A 19,465-nucleotide genomic window follows, 5' to 3' on the forward strand; every position below is an offset into this window, starting at 1 on the left:
CCGTACTCCCATCGCGCCAGCCGTCCTGATGCGCGCCGTGATCTGCGCCCTGAGGTGCAAGGAGCGGCAACATCGCTGTCGATATCCGAGCCGATAGAATCGAGTTACAAGCCCCACGCCTGCCACTGGAGGCCCCACCCATGTCGATCGCTGAAAGCAGCGTTCCCATCGCCGTACCGGTCCCCACCGGCGGCGACGATCCCACCAAGATCGCGATGCTCGGTCTCACCTTTGATGATGTGCTGCTGCTGCCGGCTGCCTCTGATGTGGTCCCCGCCACCGCTGACACCTCGAGCCAGCTGACCCGGAACATCCGTCTGCGGGTGCCGATGGTGAGCTCGGCAATGGACACCGTCACCGAATCGCGGATGGCCATCGCCATGGCCCGCGCCGGCGGCATGGGTGTGCTGCACCGCAACCTTCCCGCTGCCGAACAGGCCGCCCAGGTGGAGACAGTGAAGCGGTCCGAGGCCGGCATGGTCACCGACCCGGTCACCTGCTCGCCGACCGACACCCTGGCCGAGGTCGACGCGATGTGCGCCCGGTTCCGGATCTCCGGTCTCCCGGTCGTCGATGAGGCCGGGCAGCTTGTTGGCATCATCACCAACCGCGACATGCGCTTCGAGGTCGACGAGAACAAGCCGGTCGCCGAGGTGATGACGAAACCGCCGCTGATCACCGCGCAAGAAGGGGTGTCCGCCGAGGCTGCACTGGGCCTGCTGCGTCGCCACAAGATCGAGAAGCTGCCGATCGTCGACGGCCACGGCAAGCTGACCGGCCTGATCACGGTCAAGGATTTCGTCAAGACCGAGCAGTTCCCGTTGGCCACCAAAGACAGCGACGGCCGGCTTCTGGTCGGCGCCGCCGTCGGCGTCGGGGAGGATGCCTGGGCCCGGGCCATGACACTGGTCGACGCCGGAGTCGACGTGCTGATCGTCGACACCGCCCACGCCCACAACCGGGGCGTGCTCGACATGGTGGCGCGGCTGAAGCAGACCGTGCGTGACCGCGTAGAAGTCGTCGGCGGCAACGTCGCGACCCGGGCCGCCGCCTCCGCGCTGGTGCAGGCGGGCGCCGACGCGGTCAAGGTCGGTGTGGGCCCCGGCTCGATCTGCACCACCCGTGTGGTCGCCGGTGTCGGCGCCCCGCAGATCACCGCCATCTTGGAGGCGGTGGCAGCCTGCCGCCCCTACGGCGTCCCGGTGATCGCCGACGGCGGCCTGCAGTACTCCGGCGACATCGCCAAGGCACTCGCGGCCGGCGCGTCGACGGCCATGCTGGGCTCGCTGCTGGCCGGCACCGCCGAGTCACCGGGTGACCTGATCTTCGTCAACGGCAAGCAGTTCAAGAGTTACCGCGGCATGGGTTCACTGGGTGCCATGCAGGGACGCGGCGGTGGCAAGTCCTACTCCAAGGACCGCTACTTCCAGGACGATGTGCTCTCCGAGGACAAGCTGGTGCCCGAGGGCATCGAGGGTCGGGTGCCGTTCCGCGGTCCGCTGGGGTCGGTGATCCATCAGCTGACGGGCGGGTTGCGGGCAGCCATGGGCTACACCGGCTCGGCGACCATCGAGCAGTTGCAGCAGGCGCAGTTCGTTCAGATCACGGCAGCCGGGTTGAAGGAAAGCCACCCCCACGACATCACCATGACTGTCGAGGCCCCCAACTACTACACCCGCTGAACCGGTGGGGCAGGAGACTAAGAACAGTCATGCGCGACATGGTTGAAATCGGCATGGGCAGAACCGCCCGCCGGACCTATGAGCTCGACGACGTCACGATCGTGCCCTCGCGGCGCACCCGATCGTCGAAGGACGTCTCGACGGCGTGGCAGCTCGATGCCTACCGCTTCGAGGTCCCGGTCATCGCACACCCGACCGATTCCCTGGTGTCGGTGGAGTTCGCGATCGAGATGGGTCGGCTCGGCGGGCTCGGCGTGCTCAACGGCGAGGGGCTGATCGGCCGGCATGCCGATGTCGAGGAGAAGATCGCCCGGGTGCTGGATGTCGCTGCGTCGGCACCTGACGATTCGGCGGCGATCCGGATGCTTCAGCAGTTGCATGCCGCGCCGCTGGACCCCGAGCTGCTGGGCGCGGCGGTGGCGCGTATCCGTGAGGCCGGCGTGACGACCGCGGTCCGCGTCAGCCCGCAGAATGCCCAGGCGCTGACCCCGACGCTGGTAGCCGCCGGGATCGACCTGCTGGTCATCCAGGGCACCATCATCTCGGCCGAGCGGGTCGCGTCCGATGGTGAGCCGTTGAACTTGAAGACGTTCATCTCCGAGCTCGACATCCCGGTGGTGGCCGGCGGCGTGCTCGACCATCGCACTGCCCTGCATCTGATGCGTACCGGCGCAGCCGGCGTGATCGTCGGCTATGGCTCCACGGCCGGTGTCACCACCAGCGACGAGGTGCTCGGCATCAGCGTGCCGATGGCCACGGCGATCGCCGACGCGGCGGCCGCCCGTCGCGAATACCTCGACGAGACCGGCGGCCGGTACGTGCACGTGCTGGCCGACGGTGACATCCACACGTCCGGAGACCTGGCCAAGGCGATCGCCTGCGGTGCCGACGCCGTCGTGCTGGGCACGCCGCTGGCGGTGGCTGCCGAGGCTCAGGGCGCCGGATGGTTTTGGCCGACCGCGGCTGCGCACCCGTCGTTGCCGCGCGGCGCCCTCCTTCAGGTGGCAGTCGGGGAGCGGCCGGGTCTCGAGCAGGTGCTCACCGGACCGTCCGACGACCCGTTCGGCTCGTTGAACCTCGTCGGCGGCCTGCGGCGGTCGATGGCGAAGGCCGGGTACTGCGATCTCAAGGAGTTCCAGAAGGTGGGGCTCTCGGTCGGGAGCTGATCGCTGCGCATTGACGCCGAGCAGACAGAGAATCGCATTACCGTGGCCTGATTTGTACGAGTCTGCGTCTGCTCGCCAGCTCAACCGGCCAGCCTTGCAGCCGAGAGGTGATAAGCGATCCGGTCGGCCAGCCGGTCCGGAAATCTCCGGACGTCCTGAGCGACGATCGGAATCACCGTCCATCTCTGCTCTTGGATGCCGGCCAGCCGGACCTTGTCCTCGATCATCTTGACGGGTCCGGAGTGCCAGTCGAGCCCCTCGTACTCCGCGGCCACCCGTGCGCCGGGCCAAGCGAAATCGACTCGCCATGTCTCGCCGTTTCGGCCGTGGATCTCATATTGGAGTTCAGGACGTGGTAGGCCGTGATCGATCATGACCAGCCTCGATTCGCTTTCCATCGCGGATTCGGCTCGGCCGTCGGCATATTGGAGGAGATCTCGTACTGCGACGATGCCGCGCCGACCGCGCTGCTCGCGTACTGCTTTGTCCAGGTCGGCGGGGCTGCATAGCGACAAATGAAGTGCCCCGTCCAACGCGGCGAGTGCTCTTGGCCGCGGTAGTTGCCGCGCAATTTCGACCGCAGTCCACGCGGGTGCCGTGGCGAGTCGTCCGGAAACTCGGCGTAGTGGAGCGCTAAGCCGTTGGTGAACCATCAGGCCGACGGTCGGTCGCATGCGGACGCCCGGATCGAGGATGTGAATGGCTGTCGTGTTCTCGAAGTCGAATCCGTACAGCGCGGCGGCGGTACCCAGACACACGACCGCCTCGCCGCCCATGTAGAGGTCGAGCGCGGCCAGGCGCCCCATCAGATCTGGTTTAGACGCGGCATACACGCCGTACCAAACGCGGACGAGTGTGCCCTTGCGCGCCTGGACGTCCAGCTGCTGGCGCGTCAGCACCGTCAGGAGCTGCTGAGTCGTGGCGAATCCGCCCAGTCCATCCAACAGAGCCGCTGCAGTCACGATCGAATACTGCGTCGCCCACGGGGTGCTCAGCTCCACCACTTGGGTCGAATGTGGATGAACCTCGGGGTGTGGATAACGCACCCTCGCCCAGCAGGCAGAGAATCGCATTACCGCGGCCTGATTTGTGCGAGTCTGCGTCTGCTCGGCGAGAAACGCGTCTTTACAAGTTAGGGCTTCCTGTCTAGAAGTTACCTGTGGGTAGCGTCATACTGAACACATGAAGCCTGACTATGACGTCTTGGTGATCGGTTCGGGGTTCGGCGGCAGCGTCAGTGCGCTGCGGCTGACAGAGAAGGGCTATCGGGTCGGTGTACTCGAAGCCGGCCAGCGGTTCACCGACGCCGACTTCGCCAAGACCTCGTGGGATCTGCGCAAGTTCCTTTGGGCCCCGCAACTGGGCATGTACGGCATCCAGCGCATCCATCTGCTGCGCAACGTGATGATCCTGGCCGGTGCCGGCGTGGGCGGCGGATCGCTGAACTACGCCAACACCCTCTACGTACCGCCGGAGCCGTTCTTCAACGATCCGCAGTGGAAGGACATCACCGACTGGCGCGCCGAGTTGATGCCGCATTACGACCAGGCGCAGCGCATGCTCGGCGTGGTCAAGAACCCGACCTTCACCGACGCGGACCGCATCGTCAAAGAGGTCGCCGACGATATGGGTTGCGGTGACACGTTCGTCGCGACGCCGGTGGGTGTGTTCTTCGGGCCCGACGGTGAGATGACGCCGGGCAAAACAGTGCCGGACCCGTACTTCGGCGGTGTCGGACCGGCCCGCACCGGGTGTATCGAATGCGGCGAATGCATGACCGGATGTCGGCACGGCGCCAAGAACACGCTCGTCAAGAACTACCTGGGACTGGCGGAATCCGCTGGGGCGCAAGTGCATCCGATGACCACGGTGACGAGTTTCGAGCAGCGCGCCGACGGTCTGTGGGAGGTCACCACCGTCCGTACCGGCAGCAAGCTGCGGCGCAGACGTAAGACCTTCACCGCATCGCATCTGATCCTGGCGGCCGGTACGTACAACACCCAGAAGCTGTTGTTCAAGGTGCGGGACTCGGGAAAACTCGGAAAATTGTCCTCGCGTCTCGGCGTACTGACCCGCACCAACTCCGAGTCCATCGTTGGCGCCCAGACCCTGACGGTGCCGCCGGATCTGGATCTCACCCACGGTGTGGCCATCACCTCCTCGGTGCATCCCACCGCCGACACCCACGTCGAGCCGGTGCGCTACGGCAAGGGTTCCAACGCGATGGGGCTGCTGCAGACCTTGATGACCGACGGCACCGGGCCGCAGGGCACCGATGTGCCGCGCTGGCGGCAGTTCCTGGACCAGGGCCGTGAGCGGCCAGGGCTGCTGATCCGGCTGCTGAACCCGGCCCGCTGGAGTGAACGGACGGTCATCGCCCTGGTGATGCAGCATCTGGACAACTCGATCACCACCTTCACCAAGCGCGGGCCCGGTGGCAAGCGGGTGATGACGTCGAAACAGGGGCACGGCGAGCCGAATCCGACGTGGATCCCGGTGGGCAACGAGTTCACCAGGCGGATGGCGGAGAAGGTCGACGGAGTCGCGGGCGGCACCTGGGGCGAGCTGTTCAACATCCCGCTCACCGCACACTTCCTCGGTGGCGCGGCCATCGGTGACAGCGCCGAGCACGGCGTCATCGACCCGTATCAGCGCGTCTACAACTATCCGACGCTGTATGTCATGGACGGCGCGGCCATCTCGGCGAACCTCGGTGTGAATCCGTCGTTGTCGATCACGGCACAAGCCGAGCGTGCGGCGTCGTTGTGGCCGAACAAGGGCGAGGATGACCAGCGTCCGGCGCAGAATGAGCCGTACCGGAAACTGGCGCCGATCGCGCCGCAGCATCCCGTGGTGCCTGCCGAGGCTCCTGGTGGATTGCGGCGGCTGCCGATCGAGCCGGTCAATTCCGCCGGTTAGCAACCGGCCCCTTCCGGGTACCTAGTCCTCGCCGGGCGGTGAGGTCCGGTGGTGACTGGCGGGAGGGTGGCACATGCGCAAGGCGTTCCACGACGAGTTGGCGGCACTGTGCGATCAACTCGCCGAGATGTGTGCCCTGGCGGTGAGTGCGATGCAGCGGGCCAACGAGGCCCTGCTGGAATCGGACCTGTCGCTGGCCGAGCAGGTCATCGCCGATCACGAACGCATCGCCGCATACGGCCACCGAATCGAGGAGTCGGCGTTCCGGCTGCTGGTCCTGCAACAGCCGGTTGCCAGCGAGTTGCGCACGGTCGTCGGTTCGATGCACATCGCTGCGGACATCGACCGGATGGGCGCGCTTGCCGTGCATGTCGCGGACATCTCTCGATTGCGCCATCCCGATTGCGCCGTGCCGGACGAGGTGCGTGCGAGCTTCACCGATATGGGTTCGCAGGCGGTGCGGTTGGCGCAGACCGCGCAGGAGGTGCTGGTGTCGCGGGATCCCGACGCGGCCGCGCGCCTGCGCGATGAGGACGACGCCGTCGACGCCGAGCATCGCCACCTATTTACTCTGCTGCTGGACCGTCAGTGGGAGGACGGGGTGTGCTCGGCTGTCGACGTCGCATTGTTGGGCCGTTACTACGAGCGGTATGCCGATCACGCCGTCGAGATCGGCAAGCGGGTCATCTTCGAAGCCACCGGCGGGCGGCCGATGCACAAGAAGCTCGCCTGAGCCGGACTACCGCGTGGCGGCGGGCGAGGATTCCAGCAGCGCGGTGAAAAGCCGGGCGAGGGTGTCGATATCGATCGTGCCCGGCTGCAGCACCTCCTCGGTGGCAATGCCGGAGATGACGGTGACCACAAGTTGGGCGAGCGCCGACAGTTGGTGACCGGGCAGTGCGGTGCCGGCTTGTTCGACGATGTGCAGGGCCTGATCTGCCGCTGCGCGGCGGCGGGCCACCAACCGCTCGCGGAGTTGGGGATCACGTATCGCGCGGAGCCAGTACTCGATCAACACGATCTGGTACTCCGTCTGATCGTGGATCGAGTCCAGCGTTGACCGGCTGAGGGCCTCGGCGATCGTGGCAGTGTCGCCGCCGCCACTGTCGAGTGCGGTCGCGATCAGGGCGCCGCGACTCTCGAACTGGCGGTCCAGCAGCGCCAGGAACAGCTCGTCCTTGGATTCGAAGTTCGAGTACACCGCGCCTTTGGTGAACCCCGCGGCGTGACCGATGGCGTCGATGGTGGCGCCGGCGAACCCTTCGGCCGCGAAAACCTTCAGCGCGGCATCGAGGATCCGATCGCGTACCTCGTCGCGGGTGGGGCGGGTGCGGGCGGGTTTGACAGCCGACATGACCAACACAATACTCGCTAGTATCGTATGGATACCAGTGAGTATCGAAAGGTCGCAGATGGAAGACAGGGACGACGCCGAGGATGCCCAGGTGTCCGAGGAAGACGCGGCGCAGGACGCGCCGCAGATCATCGCGGCCGGACTGGGAGTCGACGGAGAGCACGGGCCACTGTTCTCGGATATCGACCTCGCACTCACGCCGGGATTCCACGCCATCCAGATGCCCGGTGGATGGGGCCAGACCGCGCTGCTGCTGACGTTGGCGGGACGCCTGGCACCCAGCCACGGCACCGTGACCGTCTGCGGGGAAACCAACCCTCGTGCGATCAGGCGACAATGCGCGATCGCGGCGTTCGCCGACATCGACGAGCTGGAGGACTCGGTCACCGTGCAGACGGTGCTCGCCGAGCAGCGCCGGTGGCTGGCGCCGTGGTATCGACGGGTTCCGATCGAGGCCGGCGACGCCACGCTGCGCGAGGTGTTCGGCGAGCTGGTGCCGCCCGCGCCCGGGACCTACATCAGCGAGCTGTCCGATCTCGACCTGTTCCTGCTGAAGGTCACCCTGGCGCTGTTCTCGAATCGCCCCATCCTGGTGGTCGGCGACCTCGAACAGGTGAGGGACAACGCACGACGGGCGACGGCCGTCGAACGCCTCGGCGCCATCGCCACCAAGCGCAGTGTCGTTGTCGGCGTGACCAATCCGCTCGGGGTGGAAGCCCCGGACCACGATCTGCACGATCACCGAATCCTGACCGGAAAGAACTGAGATGGTCACATTCCCATTCGCCAAACGTTCGTTCGGCACACCTGCCGCCGGGCTCGCCTTCGGCTCCGAAATCAAACGCTTCCGCCGCAGCCGGTTGACCCGCGCCGCGATCGTGGTGCTGATGCTGCTGCCGCTCGTCTACGGCGCGCTCTACCTCTGGGCATACTGGGACCCGTTCGGGCAGGTCGACAAGATGCCGGTGGCACTGGTCAATTCCGATCGGGGCGCGGTGGTTTCGGGCCAGCACGTCAATGTCGGGTCAGAGATCGCCAAGAGCCTGACCGACGATGCCAGCCTGAACTGGCACGTGGTCGATGCGGACGAGGCGCGCAAAGGCGTCGACCATGGTCAGTACTACTTCATGCTGGAGCTGCCACCGGATTTCAGCGAGGCCATCGCGTCACCGCTGACCGGAAATCCCAAGCAGGCCAACCTGAACGCGGTCTACAACGACGCCAACAACTACATCTCGTCGAACATCGGCCGCACGGCGATCGACCAGGTGCTCAACGCAGTGTCGACGCGGATCTCGGGCCAGGCGGTCAACCAGGTGCTCTCGGTTGTGGTCAGCTCGGGTGCGGGGATAAAGCAGGCGGCCGACGGTGCCGGCCAACTCGCGGACGGGGCAGTGAAAGTCGACGACGGAGCAAGCCAGCTGGCGACCGGGCTGCACACGGCGCGGTCCGGGTCGGCCCAGCTGGCCACGGGCGCCAAGCAACTCTCCGATGGAATCAACAAGGCCACCGATCCGCTCGTGGCTGTGACCTCTGCGTTGTCGAAGATCGGCGGCGACACTGCACAACTGGAGGACGGCACCGCGGCATTGCGGCAGGCCAACGATCAGATCGGTGCCATCACCGGCGCGCAGGATTCCGCCGCGACGGCATTGAACTCGGTGATCGACCAGCTCTCGACTAGCCCGGATCCGATCGCCAGCAATGCCGCCGGAACCCTGCGCGGGGTGGCCGATGACCTTCGGGCCCACCAATTTACCCCGCAGATTCGTCAGCAGCTCACCGACGCCGAGAACGCGGCGATCTCGATGACGTCATCACTGCGCGACCCGGGCAGCCCGCTCAACTCGGCGCTGAATCAGGTGGGTACCAAAAACCGGGACCTCACTGCCCAGCTGAACCAGCTGCGCAGCGGCGCCCAGCAGCTGGCCTCGGGTAACGCCGAATTGGCCAGTGGCATAGCCAAACTCGACACTGGCGCCGGACAGCTGAAATCCGGCACCTCGCAGCTGCGGTCCGGCTCGGCCGAGTTGGCGACCAAGCTCGCCGACGGTGCCGGCCAGGTGCCGGACTGGACGCCTGCGCAGAAGGAGGCGATCGCCGACACCATCGGGGGTCCCGTTCACCTACAGAACTCGTCCGAGCACGCCGCACCCAACTTCGGCACCGGGATGGCGCCGTTCTTCATCACGCTCGCCCTGTTCTTCGGTGCGCTGGTGCTGTGGATGGTGTTGCGGCCGTTGCAGAACCGGCCGATTGCCGCGGAGGTGCTGGCGATCCGCGTGGTGCTCGCCAGCTACCTGCCCGCGGCAGTGATCGGGATATTCCAGGCGATCATCTTGTATTGCGTCGTGCGGTTCGCGCTCGGCATGCAGGTGGCTCATCCGGTCGCGATGCTGGGCTTCATGATCCTGGTCTCGTGCGCCTTCGTCGCCGCGACGCAGGCGATCAACGCATTCGTCGGACCCGCGGTGGGCCGGGTGCTGCTGATGGCCCTGCTGATGCTCCAGCTGGTCAGCGCCGGCGGCATGTATCCGGTGGAGACCACGTCACGGCCGTTCCAGGCGTTCCACAACTACGATCCGATGACATACGGCGTCAACGGATTACGTCAGCTCATCCTCGGCGGGATCGATCACCGGCTCTGGCAGGCGATCATCACACTGCTGGTGATCTGGGTCGGTGCCCTGACCATCTCGGCCTTGTCGGCCCGACGCAACCGACTGTGGAATATGACCAGGCTGATGCCCGCCATCAAGATGTGAGTCAGACCGCCTGCAGTAGAGCGGCGTCCGCGAGCGGGCGACTCCGCTGCCCATGGATGTCGACGGGCACGTCGCCGGCGAGCGTCACGCGGTGCATCACCCGGCGCTGGTTGTCGTAATCGTCGACCGCACGGTGCTGGGTGGCCCGGTTGTCCCAGATGGCGACGTCGCCGGGAGCCCAGTCCCAGCGAACGGTGTTCTCCGGGAAGGTGATCCGACGCTGCAGCAACTCCAGCAGGGTGTCCGATTCATGGCTGTCCAAGCCCAGGAAGCCGCGGGTGAAGTCACCGGCCACCAGGGTGCGCTCACCGGTTTCGGGGTGTATCCGCACCACCGGGTGCTCGGTACGGAAGTCCGGCTTCTCGAAGGCGGCCCGCAGCTGCTGCTGTTCCTCGCTGAGCGCGGCAGCCGCCACCGCCGCGTAGTCGAAGCGGTTGCTGTGCACGGCCCAGAGATTCTCGGTGAGCCGCTTGAGTGGTTCGGGTAGTGCGTCATAGGCCGCCGCGGTTGATGCCCACAGAGTGGATCCACCGTATTCGGGCAACGTCACCGCGCGCAGGATCGAGATGGCGGGATAGTCCGGCACGAACGTGACGTCGGTGTGCCAGCGGGTGGCCTTGGCGTACTCGGAGTCGATCGGGGTGATCAGCGGTGCATCGTCCGACTTGAGGGCGTGATGGCCGATGGGCCGGCCCAGGAGCCGTGCGAACGCGTTGTGCTCTTCATCGGTGAGGTGGTGCTGACCGCCGAAGAAGATCACCTTGTGTTGCAGCAGGGCGCGCCGGATCTCGGCGACCGTGGCCTCATCGAGGTCTCCGCCCAGGTGCACGCCGTCGATCCGGGCGCCGATCCGGCTTCCGAGCTTCTTGACGGTGAGGGGAGCGGCGGTGGAAGCGGTCATTGGCGTGTCCTTTGCGCTGGTCGGAAGAGCTGTAGTCAAGTGACTACACTTGCCTGTGAGCTAGTGTAACCACATGACTACACCGACGCCACCGCCCACGGATGCGGCCGGTCCGGTCGGCCGGGACGAGGTGGTGGCCGCCGCGCTGGTGGCGGCGGCGGAGTTGTTCGCCGAACAAGGACCGGCGGCCACGTCGATCCGTGACGTCGCGGCGAAGTCCAAGGTGAATCACGGACTTATCTACCGGCACTTCGGCACCAAAGATCAATTGGTGGGAGCCGTACTCGATCACCTCGGCGGCCGGCTCACCGCCCTGTTGGACGCCGGCGGACCAGCCGACGAGATCGACCGGACCATGGACCAGCACATGCGGTTGATGGCCAGGGCGCTGCTCGACGGTTATCCCGTGGGTCGGCTGCAGACGCGGTTCCCGGGGGTGACGAGGCTGCTCGGCCAGGTGTTGCCGCGCTTCGACGATGAACGCGGTGGCCGGCTCGCCGTCGCCAATGCCGTTGCGCTGCAACTGGGTTGGCGGATGTTCGAACCGTTCCTGAAATCGGCGACCGGCCTGGACTCGCTCAGCGACGATGAGATGCGCGCCGCGATGGGCGCCGAGATCGCGCGCATCCTCGAACCCGGCGCCGCCGCGGACTGGTCAGCCGCCGTTACGGACCGCTGATTCGACCTTCTCGCCGAGCTGTTTGTCCACGTTCTTCCAGTACTCGAAGGCACGCTCGAGCACGTGTTCGGAGACGCCCTTGGACAGGTGCCCGGCGATGTTGGAGACCAACCGGGCCCGTGCCGCGTCGTCGAGCACATCGCGCACCATTGTTCCGGCCTGACCCCAGTCGTCATCCTCGGCGTGCAGGCTGTAGGCGGCACGAACCATGTCGCCATCGGCGTGCCACAGCGATTCGCCGGTTCGCGCCGGATCGGCCTGGGGGCCGCCGTACGAATTGGGGGCATACACCGGATCGGACACATTCTTGATCCGCATGGCGCCGTCTTTCGAATAGCTGTGTACTTCGACCTTCGGCGCGTTGACCGGAATCTGCTTGTAGTTGCTGCCCAGCCGGTGACGGTGGGCATCGGCATAGGAGAAGTCGCGGGCCAACAGCATCTTGTCGGGACTCAGGCCCGTACCGGGCACTCGGTTGTTCGGTTCGAAAGCGGCCTGCTCAATCTCGGTGTGGTAATCGGTGACGTTGCGGTCCAGGCGCAACGTGCCGACGTCGATCAGCGGATAGTCGCCGTGCGGCCACACCTTGGTCAGGTCGAACGGATTGAACCGATAGTCCTTGGCCTCCTCGAACGGCATGATCTGCACTTTCAGCGACCAGGTCGGGAACTCGCCGCGCTCGATCGCCGAGTACAGATCGCGCTGGTGGGCGTCGCCGTCGATACCGGCCATCTCGTCGCCTTCCTCCTGCGTGAGGAACTCGACGCCCTGGTCCGTCTTGAAGTGGTATTTCACCCAGAAGATCTCGCCGGCCGCGTTGATCCAGCTGTAGGTGTGGCTGGAGTAGCCGTTCATGTGCCGCCAATCGCGGGGGATGCCACGATCACCCATCAGCCACGTCACCTGATGTGCGGACTCGGGGGACAACGTCCAGAAATCCCACTGCATGTCGTGATCGCGCAGGTTGTTTCCGGCCCGGCGCTTCTGGGAGCGGATGAAGTGCTGGAACTTCAGCGGGTCACGCATGAAGAACACCGGCGTGTTGTTGCCGACCATGTCGAAGTTGCCGTCGGACGTGTAGAACTTGGTGGCGAACCCACGTGGATCACGCCAGGTATCTGGGCTGCCGCGCTCGCCGGCCACGGTCGAAAACCGGGTCAGCGTCTCGGTTTTGACGCCCGGCTGGAACAGTGCGGCCTTGGTGTATGCGCTGACGTCGTTGGTGACCTCGAAGTGACCGAATGCGCCTCCGCCTTTGGCATGTGGCTGGCGCTCCGGGATGCGCTCCCGGTTGAACATCGCCATCTGCTCGATCAGATAGTGATCTTGCAGCAGGATCGGCCCGTCGGGACCTATCGTCAGCGAGTGCTCGTCGCTGTAGACCGGAATTCCGGCGTCGGTGGTTGTCGGCTTGGGCTGCATACCGGTCACCTTGCGCTCCTTTCGCTGTTCACGGTGGGCGCCAGGCAGCGACGCCACCGCCGTGACGTACGAGAACCGGGGTACCCCGCGACATCGGTACTTCAAACCCCGCCGGCCGCGACGGGTCCCTACCGCTCGGAGAGACCGGCGCGACGACGTATCGGCTCCCGGCCGGGCGGCTGAGGCGGAGGCGGCAGCAGCGGAGGCCGCGGAACGACGGCGACGGTGGTCGGCCCGGCGGTCTTGAGCGCCACGTCGTCGCCGGCGTGACGGATGGTCAGCGACCCGTCTGGTCCGTCGCGCAGCGTGTAGGTGACGTTGTCGTGGGTCGCCTCGACAGTCACCCGAAAACCTCGCCACCGCAACCGGAATCGCAGGCAAGAGATGCCGTCGGGCAGACGCGGGTCGAGTGAGAGAACGCCCTCGTCGTCGCGCAGCCCGCCGAATCCGGCCACCAACGCCGTCCATGCGCCGGCCAGCGACGCCATGTGCAGACCATCGCGGGTGTTCTGGTGCAGGTCACGCAGATCGATCAGCGCGGCTTCGTAGGCGTAGTCGTGGGCCAGCTCGAGATGGCCTACATCGGCACACATGACCGCCTGGGTGCAGGCGGACAGCGACGAGTCCCGGGTCGTGCGCCGCTCGTAGTAGTCGACGTTGCGGGCCCGCTGTTCCGGGGTGAACGCGTGGCTCTGCCACTGCATCGCCAGCACCAGATCGGCCTGCTTGAGCACCTGGGCCGGGTAGAGCCGCACATAGGGCTCGTGTAGCAGCAGCGGGTAGGCGGTGTTGGCGGAGAAATCCCATTCAGCCAGGGTGGTGAAGCCCTGACACTGCGGGTGCACACCCAACTCCTCGTCGTAGGGAATGTGGGCGGCGTCGGCCGCGTCGCGCCAGGCGGCGGTCTCCTCGGTGGTGACACCCATCGAGTAGGACGCATCCGGGTGGCGGGTGCACGCCGCCACCGCCACCCGCAGGTTGTGCGCGGCCATCAGATTGGTGAAGACGTTGTCGCGCACCACCGCGGTGTATTCGTCCGGTCCGGTCACGCCGTCCAGATGCCAGATCCCGTGGCGGTCGTGGTGACCCAATGACATCCACAGCCGGGCGGTGTCCACGAGAACCGCGAGGCCGCATTCCTGCTCGAGCGAATCATCGCCGGTGACAACGCGATAGCGCTCGAACGCGGCGGCGATGTCGGCGTTGATGTGCCACGCAGCGGTGCCCGCCGGCCAATACGCCGAGCACTCCTCGCCCCGGATGGTGCGCCACGGGAAGCTGGCGCCCTTGAGGTCAAGCTGTTGTGCACGCTCACGTGCCAGGTCCAGCGTGGAGGCCCGCCACCGCAGCGCGTCGGCGGCGGCCTGCGGTTTGGTGTAGGTGAGCACCGGGAGCACGAAGCCTTCGGTGTCCCAGAACGCATGGCCGTCATAGCCGGTCCCGGTCAGTCCCTTGCCCGCGATGGCGCGCCGCTCGGCACGGGCACTGGCCTGCAGCACGTGGAACAGCCCGAATCGCACCGCCTGCTGACAGTCCGGGTCGCCCTCGACTTCGACGTCCGCACAGTCCCAGAACTCGTCGAGGTAGGCGCGTTGAGAATCCAGCAGGCCCTGCCACCCGCTGTACCGGGCGCCGGTGATGGCGCCGGCGGCCTGATCGCGCAACGCGGGACGCGAGCGCAGGCTGGACCATCCGTAGCCGAGATATTTGACGATGCGCAGTTTCTGGCCGGGCCGCAGCCCACAGATGACGGTGGTCCGGGCCAGGTCGTCGCGGGCATCCGTGCTGACCTCGACTCGTCCGGGCACCTCGACGTCGTGGTCCATCGCGGCCGCCATCATCAGTCCACTGCCGACGGTGCGATGCACCAGAAGCGCACCGCTGTCGGTGTTTTCGTGATGTACAGCGCGAAGCGGATGCTTCAGTACGGCCGACACCCGTGGATCGTCGGATGTCTCGGGTTGATCCTCATTGGTGACAAGTTCGGATTGCACTGTCACCCGGACGAATTCGTCGATTGCCTCGACGCTGTACTCGATGGCGGCGACGCCGCGGTGGGCGAACGACACCAGGCGGGTGGAGACCACCTTGACCTGTTTTCCCGCCGGGGAACGCCAATGGGCGCGGCGGGTCAGGGTGCCGGCGCGCATGTCCAAGGTGCGCTCATGATCGATCAGGTCGCCATAACGGACGTCGAAGGGCTCGTCGTCGACCAGGAGCCGCAGCAGCTTGCCGTTGGTGACATTGACGACGGTCTGCCCGGCCTCGGGGTAGCCGAATCCGGCTTCGGCGTAAGGCAGTGGACGCACCTCGAAGAACCCGGCCAGGTACGTGCCCGGCAGGCCGTACGGCTCGCCCTCGTCGAGATTGCCGCGCAGGCCGATGTGGCCGTTGGACAGCGAGAACAGCGATTCAGATTGCGCGAGGAGGTTGAGGTCCAGGCGGGTTTCCCGAACCTGCCACGGTTCCACCGGGTACGCGTCGTGGGTGATCATCATGGCGCTAGATCAACTCCGCCAGGTCGGTGACCACGATGTCGGCGCCGTCGCGGTGCAGTTGCTCGGCCTGTCCCACGCGGTCCACGCCGACCACGAAGCCGAACTTTCCCGCCCGGCCCGCTGCGACCCCGGCCAAGGCGTCCTCGAACACCGCGGCCTGCGCGGGGGAGACGCCCAGCAGTTCGGCAGCGCGCAGGAAGCTGTCCGGCGCCGGCTTGCCCGGCAGGTTCTCCTCCCGCATGGTCACCCCGTCCACTCGTTGCTCGATGAATGTGTCGAGTCCGGTGATCTTGAGTACCTCCTCGGTATTGGCACTGGAGGACACCACGGCCCGGCGCAGGCCCGCATCGGTCACGGCCTGCAGATAGCGGCGGGATCCTTCGAAAACCTCGACGCCGTCGGATAGCAAGGTTCGGTGGAACATCGCGTTCTTCCGGTTGCCCAGACCTTCGACGGTGTCGACATCGGCGGCGTCGTCCGGCGTGCCCTCGGGCAGTTCGATGCCACGGCTGGTCAGAAACGACCGGACCCCGTCTTCTCGGCGCTTGCCGTCGACGTAGTTCAGGTAGTCCGCGTCGATGTCGAACGCGACGAACTCGTGCCCGGTGCGTTCGGCACGCTTGCGCAGATAGTCGTCGAACATGGCCTTCCAGGCCTTCTTGTGCACGCTCGCGGTATCGGTGAGCACGCCGTCGAGGTCGAACAGGCAGGCCGTGATCTGCTCGGGCAAGCCCAGCACTGGGCACCTCGCTTTCGCCGACGTCTTCTCCATCATGCGTAATCACCGCGCGGGCGGTCCGCTTAAACACGCACTGATCGGTCAGCGGCCGCGTACCCCAGATTTCCGGCGCATCGAGCACGCGCTGACCTGGCCTCTAGACTGTTGCGGTGGCATCACCATCTCCCCGTCCTGTCCTCGTCGTCGACTTCGGCGCTCAGTACGCACAGCTGATCGCTCGCCGGGTCCGGGAGGCGCGGGTGTTCTCCGAGGTCATCCCGCACACCGCCACGGTCGAGGAGATCAAGGTCAAGGATCCGCAGGCCATCGTGCTGTCGGGCGGCCCGGCCAGCGTCTACGCCGAGGGCGCCCCGCGGCTGGACCCTGCGCTGTTCGATCTCGACGTGCCGGTGTTCGGCATCTGCTACGGCTTCCAGGCCATGGCCCAGGCGCTCGGCGGCACCGTCGAGCACACCGGGACCAGCGAGTACGGGCGCACCGAACTGCACGTCGCCGGCGGCGATCTGCATGTCGACCTCCCGGGCACTCAGCCGGTGTGGATGAGCCACGGCGACGCGGTCACCGCTGCGCCCGACGGTTTCGACGTGATCGCCTCCAGCTCTGGCGCCCCGGTCGCCGGTTTCGAGAACCGGGCCCGCCGCCTGGCCGGCGTGCAGTACCACCCCGAGGTTTTGCATTCCCCCCACGGCCAGCAGGTGTTGAGCCGGTTCCTGCACGAGTTCGCGGGGATCGGTGCGACATGGACCGCCGCCAACATCGCCGAGCAGCTGATCGAGGCGGTTCGCGCCCAGATCGGCGACGGCCAGGCCATCTGCGCGTTGTCCGGTGGCGTCGACTCCGCGGTGGCGGCCGCGCTGGTGCAACGCGCCATCGGGGACCGGCTGACGTGTGTGTTCGTCGACCACGGTCTGTTGCGGGCGGGGGAGCGGGCGCAGGTCGAGCGTGACTTCGTCGCCGCGACCGGTGCCAAACTGGTGACCCTCGACGTCGCCGATCGTTTCCTTGAGGCACTGTCCGGGGTGACCAACCCCGAGGGCAAGCGCAAGATCATCGGCCGCGAGTTCATCCGGGCGTTCGAGCGCGTGGTTCGCGACACCCTGGGCGACAGTGAGGGTGAGATCGAATTCCTGGTGCAGGGCACGCTGTATCCCGATGTCGTCGAATCCGGTGGTGGTACCGGCACGGCCAACATCAAGAGCCATCACAACGTCGGCGGGCTGCCTGACGACCTGAAGTTCAAGCTCGTCGAGCCGTTGCGGCTGCTGTTCAAGGACGAGGTGCGCGCGGTGGGCCGGGAGCTGGGCCTGCCCGAGGAAATTGTTGGGCGCCAACCGTTCCCGGGTCCGGGGCTGGGCATCCGCATCGTGGGCGAGGTGACTGCCGACCGGTTGGACACCCTGCGTCGTGCCGATGCGATCGCCCGCGAGGAACTCACCGCAGCCGGTCTGGATCATCAGATCTGGCAGTGCCCGGTGGTGCTGCTGGCCGACGTGCGTTCGGTCGGTGTGCAGGGCGACGGACGCACCTACGGGCACCCCATCGTGCTGCGGCCGGTGTCCAGTGAAGACGCCATGACCGCGGACTGGACCCGGGTGCCTTACGAAGTGCTGGAACGGATTTCGACCCGGATCACCAACGAGGTGCCAGAGGTCAACCGGGTGGTGCTGGATGTCACCAGCAAGCCGCCGGGCACCATTGAGTGGGAGTGATCAACGCGCCGGGTCGCCACGCCAACGAAAACTGTTGACGTACTTGCCCATATCCAGTGCGAGATCGAGGTTGGCCCCCGAGGGCTTCCCTGAGCCGAAGTCAGGACCGTATTCGTGGTACGGGCCTGTCGCGATGGCGACCAGTGCCAGATCGTTCTTGACCGCAGCTAGAATGACGACCCGCATCCGCATGTAGTCACCGGTGGCGTTCTGCGGCCAGCTGTCGACGACCACGCCGTAGCCGGGCTGATACCCGACCATGGCGTTCGGAATCTCGTAGTCGACCTCGGTGTCGGGGTAGGTGTCCTCGACCAGGGCCTTGGCGATCTCTTCCGGCGTCCGCCCGTGTGCGGGTTTGCCGATCAGTTGCATCGTCCCACCGTCGCCGGCGAGAAAGTCCGCTGTCACACCGTTGTCGGCGGTGGTGATCCGGTACGCCGCGCCGGGCGAGGGATAGGACACCGAGAACGCGCCGTCCGGGGCGGTGAAGCGGGGATTCGTCGTCACCGGATCTGTGGTCGGCGGACGGCCGCAGTCCGGTGGGCATCGATAGCGTGCCGGTGGGCTGCTGACCACGGCGGCCACTACGACCAGGGCGGCCGTCAACAGCGCGACGCCGGTACCCCATGCCCCCAGCAATGGGCGGCCCAGGTGGTGTGCCGTCCGTTGCAATGCGCGGATCGCCGCGCCGCACTCCGAACAGAACGCCATATCTCCAACGGTGTGATCGCACTGCCGGCACTGCAGCGATCGGTCGGCGTGGATGGTGCCGTGTACCTCGTACAGCAAGGCGAGCTGCAAGCCGACTCGCAACGCCAGGACGGCCAACGCCGTCACGATGAAATGCACTGCCAGCACCGAGATCTCAGGCGCCGGTGCGACGTCGATCAGACCGAGGATCGCATAGCAGGCCGGGACGACTGCCGCCGTCAGCAACAACGCGGCGCGCACATGTTTGGGGCGCCCAGCGTTGTCTGCCGCCGTGAACCACAGGACCACGCCGACGAGAGCGCCGGCGGCCGCTGCGGTCAACGGCACCGCCATTGCCTGGATGCCGGCCTGGACCAGCAGCCCGCCCAAAGGGCGGTCGTGGTCCACCAGCCCGTCGTCGAACTGCGGTGCCAATCGGCTCAATGTGGCTGCCGCGCTGAAAGTGAGTGCGCCGAGGGCGCCGATCACAAAGCCGTCCAAGGATTCTCGGGTGCGCGGCCCGAACAGACGGATCGCCACCAGGGGGACGAGCATCAACAACATGGCACCGAGCGGGACGGCGAGACCGTCGCGCATGACTCGGAACTGCGGCACGTCGACACCCATCGGCATGTCGTACTCGCGTGCAACCGCGGTTCCGGTCAGCAGCGCCCAGGCGGCGCCCAATCCGGCGCCCAGGACGGCGGTCAGCAGCAGCGTTCGTGATGGAAGGTTTTGGAAGACAGTCGTTTCACGGAGATAGGTGACGAACAGAAGCGGTAGGCCGAATGCAGCCAACGCGATCATCGCGGCAGGTACCCGGAGCAATGTGCAGGCGATTACCGCGGCCGCCAGCGCTGCTATCCCGAGTCGGTACGGCGTGCGCGAATCGTGCGGTAGCGCGGGGAACAGCGAGCTGACCACCGACGGCCGCAGCAGGT

At 66.4% G+C, this 19,465-nt stretch carries 15 protein-coding genes; 8 read left to right on the forward strand and 7 right to left on the reverse strand.

The features are described 5' to 3' along the window. Nucleotides 1-140: 140 nt before the first annotated feature. Entirely contained in the window at nucleotides 141-1,682 is a 1,542-nt protein-coding gene (gene guaB / locus ACZYZF_RS11170) for an IMP dehydrogenase (protein WP_463744837.1), read from the forward strand. A 38-nt stretch (nucleotides 1,683-1,720) separates the two neighbouring features. After that, complete coding sequence (locus ACZYZF_RS11175) at nucleotides 1,721-2,848, forward strand: GuaB3 family IMP dehydrogenase-related protein (protein WP_463745287.1); 1,128 nt, start codon at nucleotides 1,721-1,723, stop codon at nucleotides 2,846-2,848. Between the two features lie 80 nt (nucleotides 2,849-2,928). Here ACZYZF_RS11175 and ACZYZF_RS11180 read toward each other — a convergent pair whose 3' ends face one another. Further along, on the reverse strand, nucleotides 2,929-3,810 hold the full coding sequence (locus ACZYZF_RS11180; protein WP_463835697.1) for a hypothetical protein: 882 nt from the start codon (nucleotides 3,808-3,810) through the stop codon (nucleotides 2,929-2,931). A gap of 220 nt (nucleotides 3,811-4,030) precedes the next feature. On the opposite strand from ACZYZF_RS11180, the gene ACZYZF_RS11185 reads away from it, so the two are divergent. Together ACZYZF_RS11185 and phoU are read left to right on the forward strand one after the other, a co-directional pair. Then, nucleotides 4,031-5,767: a GMC oxidoreductase gene (locus ACZYZF_RS11185; RefSeq protein WP_463835698.1), complete on the forward strand. Its 1,737-nt coding sequence runs from the start codon at nucleotides 4,031-4,033 to the stop codon at nucleotides 5,765-5,767. Nucleotides 5,768-5,840: 73 nt separating this feature from the next. Continuing rightward, complete coding sequence (phoU, locus tag ACZYZF_RS11190; protein ID WP_463835699.1) at nucleotides 5,841-6,500, forward strand: phosphate signaling complex protein PhoU; 660 nt, start codon at nucleotides 5,841-5,843, stop codon at nucleotides 6,498-6,500. 6 nt (nucleotides 6,501-6,506) lie between these two features. Here the strand turns inward: phoU and ACZYZF_RS11195 are convergent, their stop codons facing one another. Beyond that, nucleotides 6,507-7,133, reverse strand: a complete 627-nt coding sequence (locus ACZYZF_RS11195) for a TetR/AcrR family transcriptional regulator (RefSeq protein WP_463745286.1) — start codon at nucleotides 7,131-7,133, stop codon at nucleotides 6,507-6,509. 46 nt (nucleotides 7,134-7,179) lie between these two features. Between ACZYZF_RS11195 and ACZYZF_RS11200 the strand changes: the two genes are divergently transcribed. Both ACZYZF_RS11200 and ACZYZF_RS11205 read left to right on the forward strand, forming a co-directional pair. Further along, entirely contained in the window at nucleotides 7,180-7,887 is a 708-nt protein-coding gene (locus tag ACZYZF_RS11200) for a P-loop NTPase family protein (RefSeq protein WP_463744834.1), read from the forward strand. 1 nt (nucleotide 7,888) lies between these two features. Beyond that, complete coding sequence (locus ACZYZF_RS11205) at nucleotides 7,889-9,886, forward strand: YhgE/Pip family protein (RefSeq protein ID WP_463835700.1); 1,998 nt, start codon at nucleotides 7,889-7,891, stop codon at nucleotides 9,884-9,886. A gap of 1 nt (nucleotide 9,887) precedes the next feature. Here ACZYZF_RS11205 and ACZYZF_RS11210 read toward each other — a convergent pair whose 3' ends face one another. Beyond that, complete coding sequence (locus ACZYZF_RS11210) at nucleotides 9,888-10,787, reverse strand: TauD/TfdA dioxygenase family protein (RefSeq protein ID WP_463835701.1); 900 nt, start codon at nucleotides 10,785-10,787, stop codon at nucleotides 9,888-9,890. Between the two features lie 73 nt (nucleotides 10,788-10,860). Here ACZYZF_RS11210 and ACZYZF_RS11215 point away from each other — a divergent pair, with 73 nt between their 5' ends. Continuing rightward, the gene (locus tag ACZYZF_RS11215; RefSeq protein WP_463835702.1) at nucleotides 10,861-11,466 is read left to right on the forward strand and encodes a TetR/AcrR family transcriptional regulator; all 606 of its coding nucleotides are present in this window, start codon (nucleotides 10,861-10,863) and stop codon (nucleotides 11,464-11,466) included. On the opposite strand, the gene ACZYZF_RS11220 is transcribed toward ACZYZF_RS11215, so the two are convergent. The 3 genes from ACZYZF_RS11220 to ACZYZF_RS11230 form a co-directional block, all read right to left on the reverse strand. Beyond that, a complete protein-coding gene (locus ACZYZF_RS11220) occupies nucleotides 11,443-12,888 on the reverse strand; it encodes a catalase (protein WP_463745285.1) in 1,446 nt (481 codons plus the stop codon). The two genes, ACZYZF_RS11215 and ACZYZF_RS11220, sit on opposite strands and share 24 nt — an antisense overlap. Nucleotides 12,889-13,016: 128 nt before the next feature. Then, complete coding sequence (locus ACZYZF_RS11225; RefSeq protein ID WP_463835880.1) at nucleotides 13,017-15,383, reverse strand: glycoside hydrolase family 65 protein; 2,367 nt, start codon at nucleotides 15,381-15,383, stop codon at nucleotides 13,017-13,019. A 7-nt stretch (nucleotides 15,384-15,390) separates the two neighbouring features. After that, on the reverse strand, nucleotides 15,391-16,161 hold the full coding sequence (locus ACZYZF_RS11230) for a beta-phosphoglucomutase family hydrolase (protein WP_463835703.1): 771 nt from the start codon (nucleotides 16,159-16,161) through the stop codon (nucleotides 15,391-15,393). Nucleotides 16,162-16,274: 113 nt separating this feature from the next. Here ACZYZF_RS11230 and guaA point away from each other — a divergent pair, with 113 nt between their 5' ends. Beyond that, a complete protein-coding gene (gene guaA / locus ACZYZF_RS11235) occupies nucleotides 16,275-17,834 on the forward strand; it encodes a glutamine-hydrolyzing GMP synthase (protein WP_463835704.1) in 1,560 nt (519 codons plus the stop codon). On the opposite strand, the gene ACZYZF_RS11240 is transcribed toward guaA, so the two are convergent. Then, the gene (locus ACZYZF_RS11240; RefSeq protein WP_463835705.1) at nucleotides 17,835-19,448 is read right to left on the reverse strand and encodes a zinc ribbon domain-containing protein; all 1,614 of its coding nucleotides are present in this window, start codon (nucleotides 19,446-19,448) and stop codon (nucleotides 17,835-17,837) included. Nucleotides 19,449-19,465: the final 17 nt, after the last annotated feature.

The organism is Mycobacterium sp. IDUB_24, from assembly GCF_055419385.1.

Bases quoted from the DNA above. Each gene is read 5' to 3' on its own strand.
- ACZYZF_RS11220 (WP_463745285.1), bottom strand. From the start codon at position 12,888: ATGCAGCCCAAGCCGACAACCACCGACGCCGGAATTCCGGTCTACAGC.
- ACZYZF_RS11225 (WP_463835880.1), bottom strand. From the start codon at position 15,383: ATGATCACCCACGACGCGTACCCGGTGGAACCGTGGCAGGTTCGGGAA.
- ACZYZF_RS11185 (WP_463835698.1), top strand. From the start codon at position 4,031: ATGAAGCCTGACTATGACGTCTTGGTGATCGGTTCGGGGTTCGGCGGC.
- guaB (WP_463744837.1), top strand. From the start codon at position 141: ATGTCGATCGCTGAAAGCAGCGTTCCCATCGCCGTACCGGTCCCCACC.
- ACZYZF_RS11205 (WP_463835700.1), top strand. From the start codon at position 7,889: ATGGTCACATTCCCATTCGCCAAACGTTCGTTCGGCACACCTGCCGCC.
- ACZYZF_RS11200 (WP_463744834.1), top strand. From the start codon at position 7,180: ATGGAAGACAGGGACGACGCCGAGGATGCCCAGGTGTCCGAGGAAGAC.
- ACZYZF_RS11175 (WP_463745287.1), top strand. From the start codon at position 1,721: ATGGTTGAAATCGGCATGGGCAGAACCGCCCGCCGGACCTATGAGCTC.
- ACZYZF_RS11210 (WP_463835701.1), bottom strand. From the start codon at position 10,787: ATGACCGCTTCCACCGCCGCTCCCCTCACCGTCAAGAAGCTCGGAAGC.
- ACZYZF_RS11230 (WP_463835703.1), bottom strand. From the start codon at position 16,161: ATGATGGAGAAGACGTCGGCGAAAGCGAGGTGCCCAGTGCTGGGCTTG.
- phoU (WP_463835699.1), top strand. From the start codon at position 5,841: ATGCGCAAGGCGTTCCACGACGAGTTGGCGGCACTGTGCGATCAACTC.
- ACZYZF_RS11215 (WP_463835702.1), top strand. From the start codon at position 10,861: ATGACTACACCGACGCCACCGCCCACGGATGCGGCCGGTCCGGTCGGC.